Genomic DNA, 23,133 nt, shown 5'->3' with positions numbered 1-23,133 from the left:
CCCCGATCCTGCCGCCCCACTGCTGGGATGCAGACCTACCCAGCAACACATTTATGACCTATAACCCTCGCATACTCCCACGTCGATTCCCCTACGCTACGCGTGGGCTGCCAGCTCCTCTGATCTGCGACTGTAGCGGTAACCCCAGCGACGGCAGCCTCAATGAGCAGTTCGGGCATATCTGGCTCGCCGAAATCAGCGTGGAGCTCCGCGATTTCCCCCCATGCCTCCACAAGATCTCTCTGCTGAGCCGACGCCACCAGGACCCGAGTACTGACGACGTTGTTGATGGCAGCGCCGGCCTCTTCCAAAGCGACACGGAGATTCTCAATGCACTTGCCTGCTTGCCCGGAGTAACTGCCGATGTGGGCGGTGGAGCCACCTTGATTCAAAGGACAGGAACCGGCGAGGAAAACGAACTGAGCATCTGCCGGCACCCTTGCCGCGTAGGCGTACTCCGCGACGTCGGAGAGGCGTTGGGAACGGATGAGCTTCGTAGGACTGGTCATGACCTCATTGAAGCAGACCCCCTCCTTGTCCGGATGAGGACAGGCAGGGGGTCTGCAGAAGTGGACAGTCGCGGGAGTGTCCCGTGCTCAGACGGCTGCGGCAGGTACCGGTGCTTCAGCGGCGTCGACCGGCTGCTTGCGGACCCAGCGTTTGAGCGCGATCACAGTGAATGCAGTCACGGCAGCGCCAATGACAACAGCCAGCAGAAACAGTGGGAATCCACCAATGGCGAACGGTACGAACACGCCGCCATGCGGTGCGATGGAGGTGACACCAAAAGCCATGGTCAGAGCGCCTGTCACGGCGCCACCTGCCATTGAGGCGGGGAGAACTCGCAGCGGGTCAGCTGCTGCGAATGGGATGGCGCCCTCAGAGATGAACGCTGCTCCCAAGAGAACCGCAGTCTTTCCGTTCTCACGTTCCACAACGGTGAAGAGTTTCCGGTCCAAGAAAGTAGCCAGTGCCATTCCCAGCGGTGGAACCATGCCCGCTGCCATGACGGTAGCCATGATCATCAATGGGGCCTCACTTTCGACGCCGACTCCAGCGGAGATTCCGGCCACGGCAAAGGAGTAGGCGACCTTGTTGACGGGGCCACCAAGGTCGAAGCACATCATGAGACCCAGAATGAGGCCAAGAAATACCGCTGCGGTGCCGGTCATCGACTGCAGCCAGTTCTCCAGTCCTGCCGTGAGTCCAGCGATGGGACCTCCAAGGAGGATCACCATCAGTCCACCAGCGACCAAGCTAGCGACCAGTGGAATGATGACAACGGGCATCAGTCCAGCCAACCAGCGAGGCACCTCTAGTTTGCGGATCCAGTAGGCGACCGCACCCGCCAGGACACCGCCGATAATGCCGCCAATGAACCCGGCGTCCATCGCTAGTGCGACGGCGCCTGCTGTAAAGCCTGGGGCAATGCCAGGACGGTCGGCCATACCGAATGCGATGTAACCGGCCAAGGCGGGAACAAGAAAGCTCATGGCAGTCCCACCGATGACGAAGAACACAGCGCCCAGATAGGCACCGAGCGCCCCGAACCCACGGAAGTCGTCGGGCAGATCCGCCTCTGTCGGGAGATTCCACAGGGCCCGGTCAAAGGCGATGTCGTCTGCGACTTCGGTGATGCTGTACCCACCGAGCAGGAACCCCAAGGCGATCAGCAGACCACCGGCTGCTACGAACGGAATCATGTAGCTGACTCCGGTCATGAGCACGCGCTGGACTTTCCGACCAAAGCTCTCCGACTCTTGCTCGCCGTCAGAGCTTTCCTGCGCTTCAACCGACACAGTCTGTGCGGCAGGGTCTTCGGCGGCACGCAGGGCCTCCTCGATCATGCCAGCGGGATCATTGATAGCGCGCTTCACCCGAGAAGCGACCACTGGTTTCCCCGAGAACCGGTGCTTTTCACGGACATCGACATCGGCAGCGAAGACCACCGCTGAAGCTGCGGCAATCACGCTGCTAGGCAGTGCGTCTGCACCAGAGGCTCCTTGCGTTTCCACGTGGAGGGTGATGCCGCGAGCTTCAGCGGCCTGGCGCAGTGCGTCAGCTGCCATGTACGTATGGGCGATACCCGTGGGGCAGGAGGTGACCGCGACGAGTGAGATGGATTCTGGTGCGCCCTCAGGTGCCGGAGCTGAGGCGCTGGGTGCGTTGGATGCGGTGGACGGCTGCTCGTCAGGGGTAACGGCTTCGTCGATGAGGCTCACCACCCGCTGCGCAGAGGACGCGTTTCTCAGGGACTGCACAAATTCATCGCGCATAAGATACGTCGCCAAAGCGGAGAGAATCTTGAGGTGATCCTGGTTCGCGCCATCAGGGGCGGCGATGAAAAACACCAGGTCGGCCGGGCCGTCAGTGGAGCCGAAATCTACGGGGGAGGCGAGTCGGGCGAAAGCGAGTGTTGGTGCGTTGATTGCACTTGTGCGGCAATGCGGAATCGCAAACCCTCCAGGCATGCCCGTCGCCGACTCCTGCTCACGATTCCACGCGTCGTTGAACAGTGCCTGCGAGTCGGAAGCGCGGTCTGTGGTAGCTATGTGCTCTGCGACGGCCTGGATAACCTCACGCGGTGTGGTCGCGCGAATCTGGTCCAGACTGACGAGCTCGCTGGTGATGATACTCATGATGCGTTGCCCTTCATAGTGGTGTTGAACTCGTCGACGACCACGTCGGCGAGTGTGAGGTCAGTGGGTCCCGGCATAGCGGAACCCGGCAGGGTTGCGGCCGCGCGCCCTTGAGCTACGGCTTGTCGAAGACAGTCAGCGGGTGATTCGTCTCGCTGGTGTGCGATGAGGAAGCCCGCAAGAGCGGCATCCCCGGCGCCTACGGTGCTGCGAGCTATGAGAGGTGGACCATAGGCGAACAGAACAGCGGCGCCCACATCACCTGGTTGAGGAATAAACAACGCTCCACGAGCTCCGAGGGTGACCAGGGCAGCACGGACTCCATACGGCTGAAGTGAATGGATGAGATCCGCTACAAGCTCGACGTCAGCTTCCAGCGCTTCAGCCGACACGGCTGAGGTCGCTTCAGCGCCGTGGACATGCTGGTGCAATTCCAGGAGTTCCTCAGCATTGGGCTTGATGAGGTCGGGCTCGGCGGTGATCGCCTCTGCCAGAGCGACGCCGGAGGCATCGACCGCTATGAGAGGGCTTCGAACGAAAGCTGTGCCGCGCAACTGATGAGTCAGCTCCGCATAGAACGCGTCAGGTGCCCCCGGTGGCAGTGACCCGGCAAGGGCCACCCACGAGGCCTTCGCCGCATGCTCGACGACGAGACTAGTAAGGGCTGCAGTTGCTGTGGCATCAACGGCAGGACCCGGTTCGTTGATCTTCGTGGTGGTGCCTGAAGGATCTGTAATCGTGATGTTGGTCCGCAGGGGATGACCAACCGGAACAGTGGCATGTGGCAGATGGATTGATTGAAGGGCGGTGAGGAGCGGATCGCCGGTGTCCCCGGGCAAGAGCGCAAGAGTCTCAGCTGAAGCTGCTGCCAGAGCACGCGAGACGTTCACACCTTTGCCACCAGGGCCACTATGGCTCGTCACAGCTCTGTGAACCTGCCCGGGCACTAGCGGTGCGGGTAACTCAATGGTGGAATCTAAACTCGGGTTTGGGGTGACGGAGAGGATCACGCGACCACCACCTGGACCTCAGCCTCTTCGAGAGCGGCAGCGAGCTCAGCAGCTGGCTCAGCGTCTGTGATCAACACGTCGACGTCGTTCAGTGCTGCAAACTGCACCAGAGTGGTCTGTCCCAGTTTGGACGAGTCCGCCAACAAGACTCGGTGGCGGGCCGCGCAGATATGTGCGGACTTTACTGCAGCTTCTGAGCTGTCAGGAGTGCTGAGGCCGAAAGCCGCGTCAACCCCGTTGGCGCCTATGAACACCACATCGGCGCGGCGGCTTTGCAGAGCACTGACGGTGTCCGGACCGACCGCGGCTCCGGTCACGCCCCGGATGCTTCCGCCGAGAATCTCGACCTGGACTCCGGAAGCTGCGGAGAGCTTCTGGGCAATGGGAACAGCGTTCGTGATGAGGTAACGATGGTGGCCGTCCAGCGAGGACTCTACTGCTAACAGATCTGCCAGTGCCTCTGTAGTGGTACCTGCATCGAAAATCATAGACCCCCCATCAGCGGGCGGTAAGAAACGCAGAGCGGCCTCAGCGATCCGCTGCTTCTGTGCTGTGTGGCGACCGAGCCTGTCGTGCCGAGACGTTTCTGCCCGAGACACAGAACCAGCTGGAACTGCGCCACCATGAACTCGTTGCAGACTTCCTTGGCTCTCCAGCAAGTCCAGATCGCGGCGGATTGTCTCCTTACTCACCTGCAGCCGGTCAGCCAACACCTGCACGGTAACGGGACCATCCTTAAGGCGAGCAAGGATGCTGTGATGTCGTTCCGGTGTGAGCTGCGCCATGCCGTCTCCTAAAAGTGATGCGAACCACACAAATGTGGGATTGGACCGACTTTATCTGTGTTTATCTGTGTTTGCAACACTATCTAGCCCAAAAACACAGAAATATGGTCATGAGAGGTTAGTGCAGGCCTTGGCTCAAGCTAGGGGTCGACTAAGGGTGGGCGAGCATCGTCCTCACGCAAGTGCCTCCTCGAGCCTCTGCGAAAACTCTTTGGTGTAATACCATCCAGGTCGCCCACCTGCTCCGAATAAGAGCACTGGGTGGCTGCTTCGCTGCCTGGTTGCGAGGGGAAATCGTTCGAAGTGGGCCAGTCTGCGCCACGAGGCTTCAGGTTTGTCCGCGAGTCCTGTGTAGGTTTCGGCCTCATTTTAGAGGGGGCGATGAGCTTGCCCCTAAAGTATTTTGGGGATCAAGGTCAAAATAAAAATGACATAATTCATGTTGTATAAAGAGATATACTATATGCTACTCCTGCTGGGCGAGGAGTGGAAGGAGGCGCGATTGGTCAGCGCATCCGACTTGCGGAACTCTGGGATAGGTGGACCGATGTCCTTATTGGCAGCGCAGTAGGCAGTGAGTACCATATTGTGATCCAGGGGGATTGACATGCTCAAGGCTGATGCGCTGAGGCAAACGGTTCAGCACTACAACGGTGTGAAGGCCCCTTTTGTTCTGCTACTAGGGCCCTTTGGTGCAGGCAAGGGGCGCTTCATTCAAGATCTAGAAACCCTGCTTGGGTCCCAGTTTGAACTGTGTTCTACGTCCTCAGTTTCTGGAAGATCTCTGCGCAGGCGCCTCAAAGCCTTTGACGCTCCAGGAATCGACACGCCAGCAGAGGCTGTCTCCAAGCTCCACGGATCCACGCTCGGCAACGGAATGCTTGAGAGCCGGCTCACGAGAACTCTAGTTTTCCGCGATGTGGACCTTTTCGACGAGGACTCCCTTGAAGTGCTTCGGCTGGTGATCGCCGCGCAGTGGGTAGGTGTCATTGCTACATGTTCATCTGAGTCCAACATCGGCTCTCAGTTGAGCCGATCGGTCCATGGAGACCGTGGCCTCCCCCTCAAGCTCAATGCTCTTGCCGATGAGGAGGTCAAAGGGCTCTTGGAGGAAGTACTGGGTGCCCCTCCGACATCGGCACTCCAGAGCTATCTGCAGAGCGTGACCGGCTCTTTGACAGAAGACCTGATCGTTGTGGCTGTCACAGGGCGCCATGAAGGGTGGATCGCCACGATTAACGCGCGAAGCGCCATTCTCCGGTCGCCTATTTGGCTCGACCGTCGCGGGGCTGACGCCTTCAGGCAAGAAATTGAGAGTATTCTCAGCGAAGGCGTCGTCGAGTTGCTTCGACAGGTGGCACTTGCCGAGCGAATCCCCATCGTGAACCTCTTCGCGGATGCCGAAACGCGTGACATGGTGTACTGGTGTGAAGAAGCGGGACTGCTTACCCTTCGCGGGTCCCACGTGCATTTGGCACGGGCCTGGCATCGACACGCACTGGTGTTGTCCATTGGTCACGATGGTCTCGCTGAACAAGAAACCTCAGCGGGGATTCTGCACTACCGTATCCAGTCCCATGTGCCTGACACGGACGCCGCTCTCTTCGCTGCGGGAGAGCATCTTGAGAGTGGCCTTCTTGACCAAGCATGGTTCCTTGTCAGTGACATACCCAAGAGCGATCCCAGGGTATTGGGAATCGAGGCCAGCGTCCTGGCCGTCAGGGGAGCGCCAAGAACGGCGCTGGACACCCTTGTGCAGCGGGATTCACCGGCAGATTTTACAGCCGATGTCTCAGCGGTTGAGGCGTTCATCCGTTCAGCTTTGCTCTCCGCCCCAAGTAGTGACAATTCGGTTCTGGCTGATCTGTCGCGAAGACTGGAAATGCTGGAAGATTTCGCGCCCGAAGGCTATTTGAGGACTTTCCAGCCACCCACCGGGCCGTTGGCCCCATCCCGTCACCGGCCGCAGGAGGCCAGCGACCTCGGCCAATATGTAGTAGACGCACAACTTCTCGCAGACGCCAGTTGCGCAGCGCTCGATGCCTATGCAGCAGTACTGGCAGGCGACGGTGAACGTGCTCGGTCTTCTCTAGCTGTCATCATGAGTATCAGCGCTGCCGAACTGCCGATCATTGCAACGACGTGGATCCTCGAACGGGTGGGTTTGGCGCGCGTATTGGCTTTCCCAGATGAGCACGTGCTTCCCCATGAGTGGATGGTGGGGGAAACGGCCGAGCGCAGGCTGCAGCACGCCATTACTGATCAAGCCCTACTCGCCCTCAAACACATTGTGTGCGGGGTCGACTCCGAGATTCTTCGAGTTGAGTTGGATGACCTCTGGCTCCAGTTCGAGGTAGGGCTGCCCTTGGGAAATGTGTCCCGGAGGCTGCTTGAGGCGCTCGACTTTGTGATCTCTGGACCGAGATCGGAAGAGATTTTTGGGCCCGCTGGCATCAGCGTCCCTTCGTTCGGCAGGACGTTCAGTGACGTCTGCGTTGAGGTGGTCGCAATTCTCGGGCGGTTGCTTCACGTGCCGGCACGCGACCTGATTCCCACTCTGTACAGCACCGCTGATGCGCGGCCGTTAGCGCCGGGAATGTGGCGGACCTCCATGCGATGCCTTCTGTTGCGCCGCGCGAGCCTCCTGCCAGCAGGTGTTCTGCGAGAGCTTGTTGTCTTAGCGCGCACGGCCGGAGTCGAACCGGAGGTTGTGGGCCGCGTCGAGGCCTATCTGGAGTGTGGACCACCGGCCGGAGCAGAAATGCTCGCTGAACCGATACCGGGCCACCCCGCCTTCAGATTCTGCGTGGACAGGATCACCGAGCATCCTGGCGCTCCCCAGCTGAGGTCTGACATCGTAGAGCTGCTCTCTGATCGAGAGGCCCATGTCACAGTCTTGCTTGCTGACGGTGCGAACGCAGTTGAGGTGGGAAGCGAATTGGGTATCTCTGTCCGAACGGTCCAAGCACATATTCGCAGCATCTACCGAAAGCTCGGCGTGGGTTCCCGACTTCAGCTTCTCGCCAGACTCACTGGGGGCGGTGGCGAGTAGCCATGACTATTCGTTCTCGAGGTATAGAATCACCAGGACTTGAGCCTGCAGCCGAGATAGTCGACGAGATACTGAGGGTCCCTTCCTCGCAGAACGTGGCCCTCGTTCTTCCCGGTCTGTGGTGCCTGGACGACGTCGTTGCTCGTCTTGGTGAACACGCCCCCGCGCTCTCCGTAGACGTGACGCATGGCTACCGATCAAGGACCTGCGCACTTGGGGCAGCACTTGATGCCGCCAATGGTCCCGGCGGTCCGTCGACGTCTGATCCTTTAGCAGATCGACTTGAGCAATGGTCACGTGAGGCATTCGTGGCGAGTGGCTCCGTTCCCTGGGTTGTCGCCGAATTCGCAAACCTCATGGACGGTGCCACCGCAGCGCTGCTTCATGAATTTGCGGGCCGTGGATGGCTACGACTCCTGCTTCCCATGCGTCATCTCGCAGAAAAGTGCGAGCTCTCGATGGCCCTGCAAGAGGCTGGGGCACTGGTCGAGCTGTTTCCGCGGCTCCTCAGCGAGCAGGGGATGGGACGCGCCCTTGAAGCATGGGTTGGAGCCCGCGTGTCAACCACATCGCAGCGCCGCATTCGCGCCCTCAGCGGAGGCCACGTGGCACTGGCGCGCCGCGTCGTTGAGGCCTCTATCCTGCAGGGTGTCCTCCGGCAGCGCGACGATATGTGGATGTGGGAACCAGATGAAAAGCCCCTCCATGACGCTCTGGAAAAGGAGAGCGGTCACCTCCAGAGCGGATTGACCGAAGCAGAGAGAACACTTCTGCGGCTCACAGCTGTCGCTGGACGGATTCCTGAGCAGTGGGCCGTCGAAGAGTTCTCCGATGACGTGGTGCTCAGCCTCAGGCATCAAGGGATTCTTGGCCCAGACTACAAGGCGCGGCTGGGAAGCGTTGACTTGCGAATCCAGCCAGAGGCCCTGCGCGAGGCCGTTCGCAGAGTGGTCCGCGATGTCGGGGCGATGACTTTGTGGTATGCCTATGGAAAGAGAATTCCGCGACTCACCGGCAGCGCGCTGTCGGAAGCGGCTCTGGTGTGTTGGGCAGCCAAATCAGGCGAGCCCATTCCTTCTCTCCGAGCTCAATGGGCGGCGCGGGTGTGCATCAATCATGGGTGGTATGAGCAGGTCGGGGTGCTCAGCCAGGCGCTGGCCACCATTCCTCCGGTGATGCGGGCACTTCGAGCGCGAGCCGAATATGCACAGGGCAATATCGCAGGTGCCAGCGATGAGCTGAATCTCCTGTTGAGGCAGAGTGATCACTCCCTTGGCGACGCTATAGATGAGAAGACACTGCGTGAGTCCTTGATCCTCGCCCGACGCATGAGTCTGTTCCATCCGGAGATCGCAGGGCCTATCGTCGGACGGCTCACCGCTCTCGGTGCGGCCGCCAGCGCCCCATCCCTCGAACGGGTGATCGCAGTCACCCAAACGCAGGAGCCCGAGGACTGGGTGCGAGAGTTGCTGGAGACTCGCGTGCACGGAACCTGGGAGGAATCCGTCACCGCCCAGCTGTGGGTCGGTGTCAAGCTCGGGCTTCGCATGCATCCAGAGCGGGGAAGGCTTGTGTTGTCCTCCCTTCTGGATGACCTGATCCGCGAAGGCGGACACCCCGATATCGAAGAAGCCGTGGTCGCTGTACTGCTGCTCATCGTGACGGCTCAGGGATGGCGAACCGACATGATGCGCGTTCACTTTCAAACGTGGAATGGAAGGACCCTCGGGGGTCCCGCACTTCCCGGGGTTGCCAACGTTGTGGCAACTATCGTGGCCATGCAGCAGGACCGAATGCAGAGCGCGCATTTGCACGCATCGGCCGCCCTGCGGGCATTCGGCATGAGTGATCCCTACGGATTAGTGCCTTTCAGCGCCTCGCTTGTCATGGCCACTGCGTCCTACCTAGATGAAGAGACCGGAGCAAGGGCGCGTCGCCACTGCAGCCCACTCATCGGTAGTGGAGACGTCAAACGGGGAATACCCTCCCTCCGGTTAGCAACACAGGGTATGGCGCTTATTGGGAGTGGGCCTCCTACGCCAGTGGTTGCATCCGCTTTGCTGCCCCTCGCACGGCAAGCTCGTGAGGAATCAGAGCTCCTCCAAGAGCAACAACTTCTCCTCCTTTCAGTGCTAGGGATGTCGACAGAGGCGGCTGGACTGATCCTAGAGGCTCCCTGGGGAGACCAGCCAGGACGGCCGAGCATGATCTACAGGCTCGCGGAAGCCCTGACGACCGACGAGGACCGCCTAGCAGTTGAGACCGCAGAGGTCTTTATCGCAGCAGGTTCTCAGCATTTCGGGCTCACGATCATGGCCGCCCTGTGGGCTCGACGTGACCAACTTGATAACGTGATACGCGCTCGAGTCGCCAAGATTGTGTTGTCTTTACGGCAGGAGCTCACAGAGCCCTCATGGCTGATCAACACCTTCGATGATCTCACCCTATGTTCGCGGGAGCGTTCTGTTCTCGAAGCGCTCCACCGGGGCGACACCACGCGCGCTATTGCCCGAATGCTCAGTGTGTCCCCCCGGACGGTCGAGTCAACAGTCTCGGGTCTGCTGAAGCGCTTCGGTTGCGCGAACCGAGTCGAGCTCATCGGCTTGGACCTGCTCACTCACTGAGCCGGACATTCACCCGCGTGCTGACTTCTTTGCAGTCTGCGCTCCGAAACCTTTGCGAGCACCGTCTCCCGCTCTAAAGTCCCTCGTCAGCGCAGTTAACAACCTCATTGGGCGCTGGTCCTGGCGTGCTTGCTGTGTTCCCACTGTGCGGATATCACCAGTTGCGCTCATGAAGATTGCGGAGATTACCTAATGCCTCCTTATCCCTTAAGCAGGGAATGTGCAGTAGCTCGCAGGGCCTTCGCGGAAAGTGTACAGTCACCGCAGTCCCAGTTCGCGCCAACTAACTAAAAAGAATTAAAACCTTACGTAAATATAACTATTGTCCCGGATATTCGTCCTTAAATAGAGTGTTCACAGTGCTTCTATAAGAGGCGCGTGGAATTTCTAACAGGGGGCAATATGCGTAATCAGGGTGATTTAACCTGCGCAAAACAAAATGTTTACGTTGGGTCAATTAAGAATCGTTTAGTGATTGGTCGGCCTTTCCACGGCCATCTTCCTCTCGCTTCTCCGTCCAGCAGTGATGGCGGAACAGCGAAGGCTCTTCTGCAGACGCCACATGCGGGATCAGCCGCGGATTCTGCGGCACCTATGCGTGGCATCGGATCAGGTGACTGTATACCCAGAGGGATACACCTGATCTCCGCAGCGCACGCTATCACTCCGAGCAGCTAGCTCGATTCGGATGAGGCAGCAGTTGAGACGCCTCCGGGATCGGGTTTCAGAAAAGCGGTTGAGTGGCCCGCGGTCCCCGGGGCGGACACATCCGGAGTGGTCAGCGCACCTTCCTCGTTTTCCCCGCAGTCTGACTGACATCTTCTGCTTCATCACACCCCTCCACCTGAGCACAGTCCTGTTGAGGAGAGCCTGATGAAAACCCCACACGTCACAGCAATCATTCCTACCACCGGGCGTCCCGGCCTGCGTCGCGCAGTGTCTTCCGTTCTGCGCCAAAACCAAGCTGTCCACCCTCTCGTCGTCGTTGATGACCCGGACTCCTTCGACCATGTCAGCAATAAGCTTGAAGGTCTTGCGTGTTCACTGGTCAAGACTGCCGGCGGTGTCGGAGGGGCCACCGCGCGGAACCTTGGCGCTCAGTTCGCGGAAACTCCATACCTGGCGTTCCTTGATGAGGACGACGAATGGCTCACAGAGAAGACGGCCGTGCAGTTGCCCCACGCTTCTGGAGACACTGTCGTCTCTTCACGTGCGATGCTCGTGGGCTCCAGCAGTCGTATAGTTCCGGACAGGTTGCACGAACCCAGCAGTGAATCACTTGCGGACTATGTTCTGGACCAGTCCACGGTCAAAGTCCGGCAGCGGTTCATGCAGACCTCAACGTTGCTCTGCAGCCGCGAAGCAGTTCTTGAGGTCCCCTGGGATGAGCAGCTCACCCGGCACCAGGACTGGGATTGGATGATCCGACTCGACGCCGCTGGTTTTTCTGTTCAACAGCTTCCCGAGGTGCTAGTCCGCGTCACGCAGCAGAGAGCTTCCTCCTTCTCCAAGCGGCAGGACTGGCAGGCAAGCATGGAGTGGCTCCGCACGCTCGAAAACGAGGTCTCGGTCAAGCCAGCGGCCGATTTCATGGCCTCGATCGTTGCTCGGGGAGCTTTTGAGTCGCGGGCCTGGGCCAGCGGTGCCCGTGCGCTAACCGACAGTGTCCGGCAAGGGGCTCATGGGTCAGCCCTCATGGTGGGCGCAAGCGGCATTCTGCGAGCAGTGGGCCGTCGTGGCTGAACGATCCTGTCCTGTCTCCTCGGCGCTGTACTCAAAAGCTCTCGATTCACACGATATTTCCACATCTCACAGCACCATCGACTCCGGCCAGAGAGAAAAGGCCATGGGTCCGATCACAGGATGGGCTAGGCACCTCATGCCCGAATTTTCAGTCGGTCGCTACAAGTTGCAGGGGGCAACGATATGAGTTTAGATACGCACAGCACGGCTCAGACATCAACGACGCTGTTTCGCCAGACAACTGACTTTGATACGCCAACGGCCCTGCCGACATCAGATCCGGACCGAGCTCGTCGATGGCGCGCCCGGCAATCCGCGATCCTCGTTAGCTCCGACACGCTAACTATGGTGGCGGCGGTACTGTTCACTTCGGCGGCACCGTGGACCAACAGTTTTCAAGCAGTCAGCAGCCCTTTGACAACCGGTTTGCTGATGACTGCGTGGATGGTTCTTCTCATCACGTGCGGTGCCTACCGGGTAAGAGGAGTCCAGACGGGGCCACTCATTCGGTCAGTGGTCACTGCCTCAGTGATCATCGCCAGTGCATCTGCGGTCGTGGGCATCCTGCTTCCATGGGAGGCAGCGCGGATGCACCTGTTGGTCACCATCCCGTTCGCATTCTTGGGGCTCATCGTGGTGCGCGCCCTATGGTTCACTCTGGTCGCGCGATCTACCGGAGCCCGAATGGGTACTCGTCGCGTCGTCGTAGTCGGCAGCGCGGACAAGAGCGTGCACATAGCAGCTGAGCTTCAAATGAGAGCCTCAAACTCAAGCTACGCGGTGGTCGACGTCGTCACGTCCGCAACCGGCGGAGCTGAACTTTCGAACGGCCAGCAATTCGACATGGTCGCCTCAGCCCGAGACGCAGTCTTGAGGACTGGCGCGGATCTGGTCGTGGTGGCAGGAGCGGACGCACTAGACCCGCAGGCGCTCCGACGCCTCACCTGGGATCTAGCGGACCTCGATGTTGGATTGGCTGTAGCCTCGGGACTTGGCGATGTCGCGCGGTGGCGGTTGCGCACAGAGTCAGTTGCCGGACTAGCCATGGTTCATGTAGAGCACGCCAGGATGCGTGGAGTATCCGCATTTCTCAAGCGACTTTTCGACATCGTCTTCTCCTGTGTTGTCCTTGCGATCATCTCTCCGGTGTTGCTGGTGATCAGCCTCGCGATCGTGGTGGACAGCAGGGGATCCATCCTGTTCAAACAACGGCGGATCGGACTGGACCATAGCCGGTTCACCATGCTCAAGTTCCGTTCCATGTGCGTGGATGCCGAGCAGAAGCGCGCTGAACTGATGGCTCAGTCAAATGGCAATGGCGTGATGTTCAAGATGCGCAGTGATCCTCGAACTACCCGTGTGGGTCGCTTTATCCGACGATTCAGTCTTGACGAACTGCCCCAGTTCATCAATGTACTTCGGGGCGACATGTCAGTTGTGGGACCGCGTCCGCCACTACCTGGGGAGGTCGCGGCCTACGACGAGCGCGCTGACCGCCGGCTCATGGTGAAACCCGGGATCACTGGTCTGTGGCAGGTCCATGGACGCTCTGATCTGAGTTGGGAAGAGTCCTTGCGTCTGGATCTCTACTACATCGAGAACTGGTCCATTGCCTCCGATGCCCGCATCATCCTCCGCACCGTTCAGGCGGTGGTGACCGGATCTGGTGCCTACTAGGTGAGGCGCAGAGTCGCGAACCTCACCATGCTGAGCGCAGAAGCTCAGCTCCATAGTCCGCTCTCCGGCGGTAGGACCCCCTGCCCGCCGTCGGAGGGCTTCACCCATCCCTGGATTTTTTGGATGATCAGTTCTCAGCGGCAGACCGCATCGCATGCAGCAGGTCTGTGTACAAGTCCTCAGGATCTTCTATACCCACCGAGAGGCGGATGAGGCCTTCCGGGACGGTCTCGGGTTCCCCGGGGTGGCGCCGCCGACGCTCTGCCAAGGACTCCACCCCTCCGAGGCTGGTGGCGGGGGTCCACACCTCCATGTTTTCCAACACGGCATCAGCAGTCTGCTTACTCGTCATCTCCACTGTGATAATCGCACCAAATCCGCGCAGCAACTGAGTTGCCCGGTCGAACTGCGGATGGTCCGGCAACCCCGGATAGGAAACTGCTACCAAGGGGAGGGAATCCTCGCCGAGGAGTTCACTGAGCCGGGACGCCAAATAGCCGGCATTTCGTTCAGCCGCATCAAGTCGCACAGCCAGAGTGCGGACCCCGCGCAAGGCGAGAAATACCTCCATGGGCCCAGGAATGGTGCCGTGGAGGTTCCGATGCGCTCGGAGTTCGGCGTTGAGTTCGGCGTCGTTTGTGACAGCAGCCCCCATGATGACGTCGGAGTGTCCGGAGAGGAATTTGGTCACCGAATGGATGACCACATCTGCTCCGTGGTGGAGCGGATTCTGCCGCAACGGCGTCGCGAACGTGTTATCGACCGCTGTTGTCACCCCCAGCGCCTTGGCTTCTGCCAGAAGCACAGGCACATCCGCGACTTCGAGCATGGGGTTGGTCGGCGACTCAATCCAAAGAGTGGCTTTCGTGGTTGCGGCATGAGCATCGGCAGCAACCTTGCGGACGGTGGCGAGCACCTGCTCGGTGTCAGCGATGTTCACACGGTGAAGTGTGAACAGGCCCTTATCCGCCATGTGCTGGGCCATTGACGCAAACCCCATATAGGCGTGCTGCGGAATAATAAGGTGTCCCCCCAGCGGCAGTTGACTCAGCATGGCGGAAATTGCGGATTGGCCGGAGGAGAACAGCAGGCCATGGGCCCCGTCCTCCAGCTCGGCCAGCAGCTCCTCCAGCGGCTCGAAACTGGGGATCCCCTCCCTCGCGTAGACCTGCGGGTACTCCACACTGGGCCGGTAGGTAAAGGTCGAGGTGAAGTCAACAGCTGGGTTGACCGGCGAATTCGGCTCGTGCGGCCGGCCGGCGGCAACTATCCGCGTGCGTCGATGGTGTGTCATAGGCATGGACTCAGGTTAGCGAATCCACTTGCCGAGTCGGCTCAAGGCACGTTCCAGAACTTCATCGTCCTTGCAGAACGCGAACCTCAGCAGGTAGTTCAGTGCATTGTCGGGCTCCTGCTGGGTGCTCGGCAGAGTCAAAGCCGACACGGGGATCGCGCCGACCCCCGCATGTTCCACCAGTTCCGCCGCGAACTCCGCCGCCGTCTTATCCGTCACGGCGGAGACATCAGCCAGAATGAAATACCCGGCCGCTGGGCGGAAGGGGCGCAGTCCTGTGGCGGTCAGCCCTGACATCACCATGTCACGGGCACCCTGAAGCTGCTGCTGATTCTCCGCGAAGAACCCGCGGTCGTCTTCCAAACCTTGAGCGGTGGCCCATTGATAAGCCGGGGCAGAGGTGAAGGACAGGAACTGCTTGACCCCGCGGACGCGGTTCACCAGGCTCGCACTGCCGGTCACCCAACCGACTTTCCACCCCGTCAAGGAGAAGGACTTACCGACCGAGCTGACAGCTACAGCAGTGTCCTCGGCCCCTGGGACGGAAAGCACCGGCGTGTGGGGTGCAGCATCAAAGGTGAGGTGCTCATAGACCTCATCGCTCATCACCACAGCCCCCGCCTGACGTGCGATGGCCACAATCTCGGTCATCTCCTCCGCTGTGAAGACTGCGCCGGTCGGATTATGCGGCGAGTTCAACAGAATCATCGAGGTCCGCTCCGTGACCGCCGCGCGCAAGCCGGCAATGTCCGGCCGGAATTCGGGGGCCTCCAAAGGGACGGTCCGCAACTCAGCGCCAGCCAACGCCACCATAGCTCCATAGGAGTCGTACCACGGCTCGAAGGCCACCACCTCACTGCTAGGTTCCGCGAAGGACAAGATGCTCGCGGCGATTCCCTCAGTGGCTCCAGTCGTGAACAACACCTGGTGGGCAGGATCCAACGTGATCCCATAGTGGGCTTCTTGATGTGCAGCGACCGCATCGCGGAGAACGGGCAGCCCGATTCCCGGCGGATACTGATTGGTCGGCCCCGCATCAGAGGTGATCGCCTCTGCCGCAGCAGCCCGCATCCACTGAGGGCCTTCGCCATCGGGGAATCCCTGACCCAGATTGATGGCTTCGGCCTTCATGGCTGCAGCCGTGGTGCGTTCGTAAACAGTGGGTAAGACGGCCTCGGCAGCGTGGTCATAGGTATTGGCACCGGCAGCAGCTCGTGCCCAGGGGAGGGAAGGCATGGGTTCATCGTAATCGTGATCGCCATCGAGGCTACTGCCCGTGGCAAGATGACTTCCATGCCACACGACCCGCTCACCGTTTCTCAGGCTGGTGAAGACGCCGTGGTGGAGGTGCTCCGCCGCGTGATCGACCCGCATAATGCTGGGCGTCCCGGTCTGTTCCTCGGACCTGGGGACGACGCCGCCGTACTCACCTGTTTCAGCGCCCAGACAGTTATCACCACCGACACCCTCAGCGAAGGCCAAGACTTCCGGCGGCAATGGTGGGCCGGATCCCCGGCGAAGGAATGGCCACAGGATGTGGGGACCAAAGCTGCAGCGCAGAACCTCTCGGATCTCAATGCTATGGCAGCCACCCCGACGGCACTGCTGATCAGCCTGACGCTGCCTCCGGAGTTCTCGGTGGATTGGGTCAGAGACTTCTACCAAGGTGTGGTCCGAGCCTGCAGCCAGACCGGCGCGCAGCAGTGCGTGGTGGCCGGCGGAGACCTCGGTTCTGGTCCAGAAATGTCAGTCACCATTACCGCCCTCGGCGAGCCCCGCGAGAAAGGCCGCCTGCTCAAACGTGACGGAGCCAGGGCCGGCGATGTGCTAGCCGTTTCCGGAGTTCTCGGGTACGCGGCGGCAGGGCTGGCCCTGCTGGAGCAGTCCATGAAACCGGTGTCGAGCGAACCCGCTGCCCACGCTTGGGAAGCCCTCACTGGCATTGCGGCACAATGCGTCGCTGCGCAGAAGCGGCCACAGCCCCCACTGACTGCCGGGGTCACGGCGGTCCGCGCGCAGGCATCCGCGGGAATGGATCTCAGCGACGGACTGATGCGCGACTGCAGCCGCCTCGCCCGAGCCTCGGATGTGCGGATCACATTCGATGACGCCGCTCTGGCCGCAGAGGCCCGGGTGTTGGAGCCAGTTGCCCGGCAGCTCGGGTTGTCAGATTCGGTCTGCCGCGATTGGGTCCTCACCGGAGGGGAGGATTTCGCCCTCCTAGCCGCATTTCCGCCCGAGGTTCCGCTCCCAGAGGGATTCCGCCGTCTTGGTTCGATCGAGTCCGGTCCGGCCGGGGTGAGCGCTGAAACCTTAGGAACCCACCGCGGCTGGGATTCTATGCGCAGCGAGTAACCGCTCTCCGGTGTTCAGTGGGTGGTTTTGCGGCCGAGTTGGGTGAAGGTCCAGTTTGCGTTTTCCCATTGGTGGGGGTTGAGGACGTTGCGGGCGTCGATGATGCGGCGGGTGGTGACTTTGTTGTTGAGGTTTTCTGGGGTGAGGGTTTTGAACTCGTCCCATTCGGTGGTGAGGATGACCAGTTCTGCCCCGGTGACGGCCTCATCTAGGGTGGGGGTGTAGGTGATGCGGGGGTAGCGTTTAGCGGCGTTGTGGCTTCCCTGGGGGTCATAAACCTGTACGTCAGCACCGGCGTTGAAGAGCCTGGCGGCGACGTCGAGGCCGGGGGAGTCGCGCACGTCATCGGAGAGGGGTTTGAACGTGATACCCAGGACGGCGATCTTTTTACCGATGACGTCTTGGCCTAACAGGTCGAAGGCCAGGGCGACGGCCTTTTTACGCCGGCGCAGGTTGATCTGGTCCATTTCATCAAGGAACCGCATCGAATGATCCAGTCCGAGTTCCGCGACCCGGGTTTGTAGGGCTCGGATGTCTTTGGGTAGGCACCCGCCGCCGAAGCCGACTCCGGCGTTGAGGAATTTACGTCCGATCCTTGTGTCGTGGCCGATGGCATCGGCCAGGGTGGTGATGTCACCGCCGACGGTTTCGGTGACTTCTGCGAAGGCGTTGATGAAGCTGATCTTGGTGGCCAGGAACGCGTTGGCGGCGACTTTGACTAGTTCCGCGGTCTGGTAGTCGGTGCTGATCCACGGGGTGTTGCGGTTGAGGGCTTCGGCGTAGACCTGCCGGAGGACTGCTTCGTCGTCCTCGTGGGTGGTGCCGACCACTAACCTGTCGGGGGTGATGGTGTCTTCTACGGCGAAGCCTTCGCGCAAAAATTCAGGGTTCCAGGCCAGGGAGACGTTGACCCCGGGGTTTTTGGTGTCCTGGACGAGGTCGGCGAGGCGGGCGGCGGTGCCGACTGGGACAGTGGATTTACCGACGATGAGGGAGTCTTTGGTGATGGCTTGGGTGAGGCTGGTGGTGGCTGCATCGACGTAGGTCATATCGGCCCCGGTGCCGCCCTTGACTTGGGGGGTGCCTACGGCGATGAAGTGGACATCGGCCCAGGCGCCGACGTCGTTGAGGTCGGTGGTGAAGCGTAGCTTCCCGGATTCCACGTGTTTGCGGATCAGATCTGGGAGGCCGGGTTCGTGGAAGGGCAGGTCTCCTGCGGAGAGGGAGGCGATCTTCTCCGGGTCGATATCCACCCCGACCACGTTGAACCCCAGCTCAGCCATACACGCAGCATGGGTAGCACCAAGATAACCAGTACCAATAACAGAAATATTCTTCACTTGAGCAGTCACAGAGGACATCCTAAGCGGCATACGTGACGGAGGGATTAACGGCCGTCAGTCGTCAGCGTCCTGAAGTCCATGGTTAGCATCGGGATTTGCCCGGACAAGCTCGGTGAGCTGATGGGCGGCGGCGACGACGACGCCGGCGAACTTCCTGCCGGGCTGACGGGAGAGCCTTTCAATGGGCCCGGAAATGGACACCGCAGCAATAACCCTGCCCGAGGGTCCGCGCACAGGTGCCGATACTGAAGCCACCCCGGGTTCCCGTTCGCCAAGAGACTCTCCCCAACCACGGCGGCGCACACCCGCCAAGACAGTGGGGGTGAACCGAGCCCGCCACAGACCCTCCACCAGACGTTCGTGATCCTCCCAAGCCAAGAGGACCTGCGCAGCAGAGCCAGCCTTCATGGACAACTGCGTTCCCACCGGAATGGAGTCCCGTAAGCCGATAGGACGCTCGGCAGAAGCCACGCAAACCCGCGCCTCACCCTGGCGGCGAAAGATCTGAGTCGATTCACCAGTCACATCACGGAGCTTCAGCAGGATAGGGCCGGCTGCGGACACCAGCTGGTCATCCCCAGCGGCAGCAGCAAGCTCCGCCAAGCGTGAACCAATCACATACCGTCCGCGGACGTCCCGGGAAAGAAACCTGTGGTGGACCAAGGCAGAGGCCAGGCGGTGCAACGTGGGACGAGCCAGGCCGGTGCATTCCACCAGCTGGGCCAACGTGGCCGGCCCGGCCTCCAAGGCGTCCATAATCATGACGGACTTGTCGATCACACCGATGCCGGAGGGAGAGTGCAGAGGTCTGGGTGAGTCGGGACGTGGGCCCGTTGAGGACGCAGATTTCTCGGCCATGCAGGACAGTCTAGCGCGGGTCTCACATATTGAGATGTGGGCACGCTGTTCTAGAGGCTCCCAGGCAACAATGGTTCCCTAGATAAGCGAAGCCCTACCGGGCCGGCGTCGTCGTTTTTCACCACCCTGAAAATTACGACGACGCCCACAGATTTCTGGAGGAACTCATGGTGGAGATTGCCAGCGACAAACCGCTGACCTTGGCGGAGAAGGTGTGGCGTGACCACGTCGTGGTCCGGGGAGAAGACAAAGACGGGCAACGTTCGCCCGACCTCCTCTACATCGACCTGCACTTGGTTCACGAGGTCACCAGTCCACAGGCATTTGAAGGCCTCCGGCTAGCAGGACGCCCGGTCCGGCGGCCTGACCTCACCATCGCCACTGAGGACCACAACACCCCCACCCTGGAGATCGACAAGCCGATCGCCGATCCCGTCAGCCGCATCCAGGTAGACACTCTGCGTGCCAACTGCGAGGAGTTCGGCATCCGGCTGCACTCCCTGGGCGACGCCAACCAGGGGATCGTGCATGTGGTGGGACCGCAGCTGGGTCTGACCCAGCCGGGAATGACTGTGGTCTGTGGAGACTCACACACCTCCACCCACGGAGCATTCGGATCCCTGGCCATGGGTATCGGCACCAGCGAGGTCGAACATGTCCTGGCTACTCAGACACTTTCCCTCAAGCCCTTCAAAACCATGGCTGTAACCGTTAACGGGACACTGCAGCCCGGAGTCAGCTCCAAAGACATCATCCTGGCGGTCATCGCGAAGATCGGAACCGGCGGAGGCCAGGGCTACGTCCTGGAATACCGCGGCACCGCGGTTGAACAGCTTTCCATGGAAGCGCGGATGACCATCTGCAATATGAGCATCGAAGCCGGTGCTCGTGCAGGGATGGTCGGCCCCGATGAAACAACCTTTGAGTACGTCAAGGGCCGTCCGCATGCGCCCACTGGCGAGGACTGGGACGCTGCAGTGCAGTACTGGCGTTCTCTGCGCACCGAAGACGGTGCCGAGTTCGACGCCGAGGTCACGATTGACGCCGACACACTCGAGCCCTTCGTCACCTGGGGCACCAATCCGGGCCAAGGTGTGGGACTGAACGAGTCCGTCCCGCAGCCCACCGACTTCGACGACCCCGTAGACCGCGAATCTGCCGAGCGAGCTCTGCAGTACATGGGCCTGGAGCCCGGCACGCCCATGAAAGACATACGGGTGGACACCGTCTTCCTTGGATCCTGCACCAACTCTCGGCTCGAAGACTTACGCCTGGCAGCGGAGATCATCAAGGGTCGGCAGAAGGACCCCCAAGTGCGCATGATTGTGGTGCCAGGTTCAGCGCAGGTCCGCTTGGAAGCCGAAGCTGAAGGATTGGACCGGGTCTTCAAAGACTTCGGAGCGGAGTGGCGGTTCGCCGGCTGCTCCATGTGCCTCGGCATGAATCCCGACCAGCTGGCGCCAGGGGAGCGGTGCGCTTCAACCTCGAACAGGAACTTCGAAGGCCGCCAGGGCAAAGGTGGACTCACCCACCTGGTCTCACCCGTTGTCGCTGCCGCCACAGCAATTCGCGGCACCCTCTCCGCACCCTCCGATGTCCTACTACCTGAACCGGCCCCTGCATAGCTTGAGGCGCGATGGCCGGTGCGAGCCGGCTTCACAGGCGAGCGGAGCCGCCCCGCCGCCGGAACTAGCACTGGAGCACCCCATGGAACCCATCATCACCCACACCGGCACCGGTGTACCGCTGAAACAGTCCAATGTGGACACTGACCAAATCATCCCCGCAGTATTCCTCAAGCGCATCACAAAAACCGGGTTCGAGGACGCACTGTTCTACGCCTGGCGCAAAAACCCAGACTTCGTGCTCAACCAGGAAGCCTACAAAGGTGCCACTGTGCTGGTCGCCGGACCAGATTTCGGCACCGGCTCCTCCCGAGAACACGCAGTCTGGGCGCTAAAGGACTACGGCTTCAAAGTCGTCATCTCATCCCGATTCGCCGATATCTTCTACGGCAACTCAGCCAAACAAGGCCTCGTGGCGGCCAAAGTGGCCCAACCCGACGTCGAACTCATCTGGAAAGAGCTGGAGAAGGACCCCACCACGGAGATCACCGTGAACCTGGAGTCCCGCACAGTACGGTGCGGATCCGTGGACACCAGCTTCGACCTCGACAACTACACACGTTGGCGTTTGATGGAGGGTCTTGACGACATCTCCCTGACCCTGCGTCAGGATGAAGCCATCGGAGCCTACGAGGCCGCCCGTCTGCGTCTGAAGCCCAAGACACTGCCCGCCAAAGTGTAGGTGTCTGGTTGGTCATGTCAGACCTCGGGGAATGCGCATGTTGATCGGGTACAGTGGCATGGCTGAGAATCCGCTGACCTGATCTGAAGGGACCTCTCGACTCCATGGCAAAGCTGCTCACCATCCAAGGTGGTAAGCCCCTGCAGGGCGAAGTACACGTCCGGGGCGCCAAAAACCTGGTCCCTAAATCGATGGTTGCTTCCCTGCTGGGCAGCGAACCCTCCGAACTGCGCAACGTCCCAGAGATCAAAGACGTGGAGATTGTCACAAATCTGCTCACGATCCACGGTGTGAAAGTGGACCGGGACGCCACCTCCGGGGTCATGACCCTAGACCCACGTGAGACCTATTCGGCGGAGCACTCGGAAATCGACGCCTACGCCGGCGACTCCAGGATCCCCATCCTGTTCTGCGGGCCGCTTATGCACAAAAACGGTGAAGCGTTCATCCCCGATCTCGGCGGCTGCCGCATCGGTGACCGCCCCATCAACTATCACCTGGAAGTGCTGCGGAACTTCGGGGCGGTCGTGGACAAGCGGGCTACCGGCATTCACATCTCAGCCCCCAGGGGGCTCCGTGGAGCCAAACTGGAGCTTCCCTTCCCCTCAGTGGGCGCCACCGAGCAGGTGCTGCTGACTGCAGTCCTCGCCGAGGGCATCACGGAGCTGAAGAACTCCGCGGTGGAGCCGGAAATCCACGACCTGATCGCCATCCTCCAGCAGATGGGCGCGATCATCACCGTCTACACCGACCGGACGATCCGCATTGAAGGCGTCTCCCGGCTCTCCGGCTTCAGGCACCGTGCCATCCCCGACCGCAATGAGACAGCCTCGTGGGCCTCGGCCGCACTGGTGACCGAGGGCGACATCTATGTCCGCGGGGCCGCGCAACGCGATCTCACCGCATTCCTCAACATCTACCGCAAGATTGGTGGAGAATTTGAGGTTGACGATGAGGGCATGCGCTTCTGGCACGCTGGCGAGCCGCTGAAACCACTGGTTCTGGAAACTGACGTCCACCCCGGCTTCATGACCGACTGGCAACAGCCTATGGTTGTTGCGCTCACCCAGGCCCACGGCGTGTCGATCGTCCACGAGACCGTCTACGAGAACCGCTTTGGATTCACCCAGGCGCTGACCCGCATGGGAGCCTCCATCCAACTCCACAGAGAGTGCCTGGGGTCCAACCCCTGCCGGTTCGGTCAACGGAACTTCCTGCACTCTGCCGTGATTTCCGGACCGTCAAAACTCACCGGGACCGACGTCGATGTCCCCGACCTGCGCGGCGGCTTCTCGCACCTGATCGCGGCCCTGGCCGCCAGCGGCACATCCAATGTGACGGGTATTGAGATCATCTCCCGTGGATACGAGTACTTCATCGACAAAATCGCCGGACTGGGCGCCGACATCTCGATCTCCGAACGCTGACCCCTCCTCCCCGGTAGGG

The 23,133-nt window shown here is 60.7% G+C and carries 16 protein-coding genes; 8 read left to right on the top strand and 8 right to left on the bottom strand.

Annotated features, from left to right (window positions below; translation table 11 throughout):
• Positions 1 to 35: 35 nt before the first annotated feature.
• The 4 genes from FEF26_RS00685 to FEF26_RS00670 form a co-directional block, all read right to left on the bottom strand.
• On the bottom strand, positions 36 to 509 hold the full coding sequence (locus FEF26_RS00685) for a RidA family protein (protein WP_138251598.1): 474 nt from the start codon (positions 507 to 509) through the stop codon (positions 36 to 38).
• Positions 510 to 596: 87 nt separating this feature from the next.
• The gene (locus FEF26_RS00680; RefSeq protein ID WP_138251597.1) at positions 597 to 2,642 is read right to left on the bottom strand and encodes a PTS fructose transporter subunit IIABC; all 2,046 of its coding nucleotides are present in this window, start codon (positions 2,640 to 2,642) and stop codon (positions 597 to 599) included.
• Complete coding sequence (locus FEF26_RS00675) at positions 2,636 to 3,649, bottom strand: 1-phosphofructokinase family hexose kinase (protein ID WP_138251596.1); 1,014 nt, start codon at positions 3,647 to 3,649, stop codon at positions 2,636 to 2,638. Before FEF26_RS00675 ends, FEF26_RS00680 begins: the two co-directional genes overlap by 7 nt.
• Positions 3,646 to 4,434, bottom strand: a complete 789-nt coding sequence (locus FEF26_RS00670; RefSeq protein ID WP_138251595.1) for a DeoR/GlpR family DNA-binding transcription regulator — start codon at positions 4,432 to 4,434, stop codon at positions 3,646 to 3,648. Before FEF26_RS00670 ends, FEF26_RS00675 begins: the two co-directional genes overlap by 4 nt.
• A gap of 607 nt (positions 4,435 to 5,041) precedes the next feature.
• Between FEF26_RS00670 and FEF26_RS15855 the strand changes: the two genes are divergently transcribed.
• The 4 genes from FEF26_RS15855 to FEF26_RS00650 all read left to right on the top strand — a co-directional run bounded on the left by FEF26_RS15855 (position 5,042) and on the right by FEF26_RS00650 (position 13,530).
• The gene (locus tag FEF26_RS15855; RefSeq protein WP_208012813.1) at positions 5,042 to 7,486 is read left to right on the top strand and encodes a helix-turn-helix transcriptional regulator; all 2,445 of its coding nucleotides are present in this window, start codon (positions 5,042 to 5,044) and stop codon (positions 7,484 to 7,486) included.
• A gap of 2 nt (positions 7,487 to 7,488) precedes the next feature.
• Complete coding sequence (locus tag FEF26_RS15850) at positions 7,489 to 10,110, top strand: helix-turn-helix transcriptional regulator (RefSeq protein WP_208012812.1); 2,622 nt, start codon at positions 7,489 to 7,491, stop codon at positions 10,108 to 10,110.
• A gap of 873 nt (positions 10,111 to 10,983) precedes the next feature.
• Positions 10,984 to 11,853 (top strand): glycosyltransferase family 2 protein, encoded by an 870-nt coding sequence (locus FEF26_RS00655; protein ID WP_138251594.1) that lies wholly within the window; start codon positions 10,984 to 10,986, stop codon positions 11,851 to 11,853.
• Between the two features lie 183 nt (positions 11,854 to 12,036).
• Positions 12,037 to 13,530, top strand: coding sequence for a sugar transferase (locus tag FEF26_RS00650; RefSeq protein WP_138251593.1), 1,494 nt, complete (start codon positions 12,037 to 12,039; stop codon positions 13,528 to 13,530).
• Between the two features lie 127 nt (positions 13,531 to 13,657).
• Here the strand turns inward: FEF26_RS00650 and FEF26_RS00645 are convergent, their stop codons facing one another.
• Together FEF26_RS00645 and FEF26_RS00640 are read right to left on the bottom strand one after the other, a co-directional pair.
• A complete protein-coding gene (locus tag FEF26_RS00645; protein ID WP_138251592.1) occupies positions 13,658 to 14,830 on the bottom strand; it encodes a trans-sulfuration enzyme family protein in 1,173 nt (390 codons plus the stop codon).
• 9 nt (positions 14,831 to 14,839) lie between these two features.
• A complete protein-coding gene (locus tag FEF26_RS00640; RefSeq protein ID WP_138251591.1) occupies positions 14,840 to 16,060 on the bottom strand; it encodes an aminotransferase class I/II-fold pyridoxal phosphate-dependent enzyme in 1,221 nt (406 codons plus the stop codon).
• Positions 16,061 to 16,117: 57 nt separating this feature from the next.
• On the opposite strand from FEF26_RS00640, the gene thiL reads away from it, so the two are divergent.
• Positions 16,118 to 17,179 (top strand): thiamine-phosphate kinase, encoded by a 1,062-nt coding sequence (gene thiL / locus FEF26_RS00635; RefSeq protein WP_166432853.1) that lies wholly within the window; start codon positions 16,118 to 16,120, stop codon positions 17,177 to 17,179.
• A gap of 14 nt (positions 17,180 to 17,193) precedes the next feature.
• Here the strand turns inward: thiL and FEF26_RS00630 are convergent, their stop codons facing one another.
• Together FEF26_RS00630 and FEF26_RS00625 are read right to left on the bottom strand one after the other, a co-directional pair.
• On the bottom strand, positions 17,194 to 18,462 hold the full coding sequence (locus FEF26_RS00630) for a UDP-glucose dehydrogenase family protein (protein WP_243730324.1): 1,269 nt from the start codon (positions 18,460 to 18,462) through the stop codon (positions 17,194 to 17,196).
• A 114-nt stretch (positions 18,463 to 18,576) separates the two neighbouring features.
• Positions 18,577 to 19,380, bottom strand: a complete 804-nt coding sequence (locus FEF26_RS00625; RefSeq protein ID WP_424991710.1) for an IclR family transcriptional regulator — start codon at positions 19,378 to 19,380, stop codon at positions 18,577 to 18,579.
• 167 nt (positions 19,381 to 19,547) lie between these two features.
• On the opposite strand from FEF26_RS00625, the gene leuC reads away from it, so the two are divergent.
• From leuC to murA, 3 genes are all read left to right on the top strand, one after another.
• Positions 19,548 to 21,005, top strand: coding sequence for a 3-isopropylmalate dehydratase large subunit (leuC, locus tag FEF26_RS00620; protein ID WP_138251588.1), 1,458 nt, complete (start codon positions 19,548 to 19,550; stop codon positions 21,003 to 21,005).
• A gap of 82 nt (positions 21,006 to 21,087) precedes the next feature.
• Positions 21,088 to 21,687 (top strand): 3-isopropylmalate dehydratase small subunit, encoded by a 600-nt coding sequence (gene leuD / locus FEF26_RS00615; protein WP_138251587.1) that lies wholly within the window; start codon positions 21,088 to 21,090, stop codon positions 21,685 to 21,687.
• A gap of 104 nt (positions 21,688 to 21,791) precedes the next feature.
• A complete protein-coding gene (gene murA / locus FEF26_RS00610) occupies positions 21,792 to 23,114 on the top strand; it encodes a UDP-N-acetylglucosamine 1-carboxyvinyltransferase (RefSeq protein ID WP_138251586.1) in 1,323 nt (440 codons plus the stop codon).
• The last annotated feature ends 19 nt before the right edge of the window (positions 23,115 to 23,133 follow it).

The organism is Nesterenkonia salmonea (genome assembly GCF_005771525.1).
GTDB classification, from domain to species: Bacteria; Actinomycetota; Actinomycetes; order Actinomycetales; family Micrococcaceae; genus Nesterenkonia; species Nesterenkonia salmonea.
This window is presented reverse-complemented; position numbering and strand designations above follow the sequence as displayed.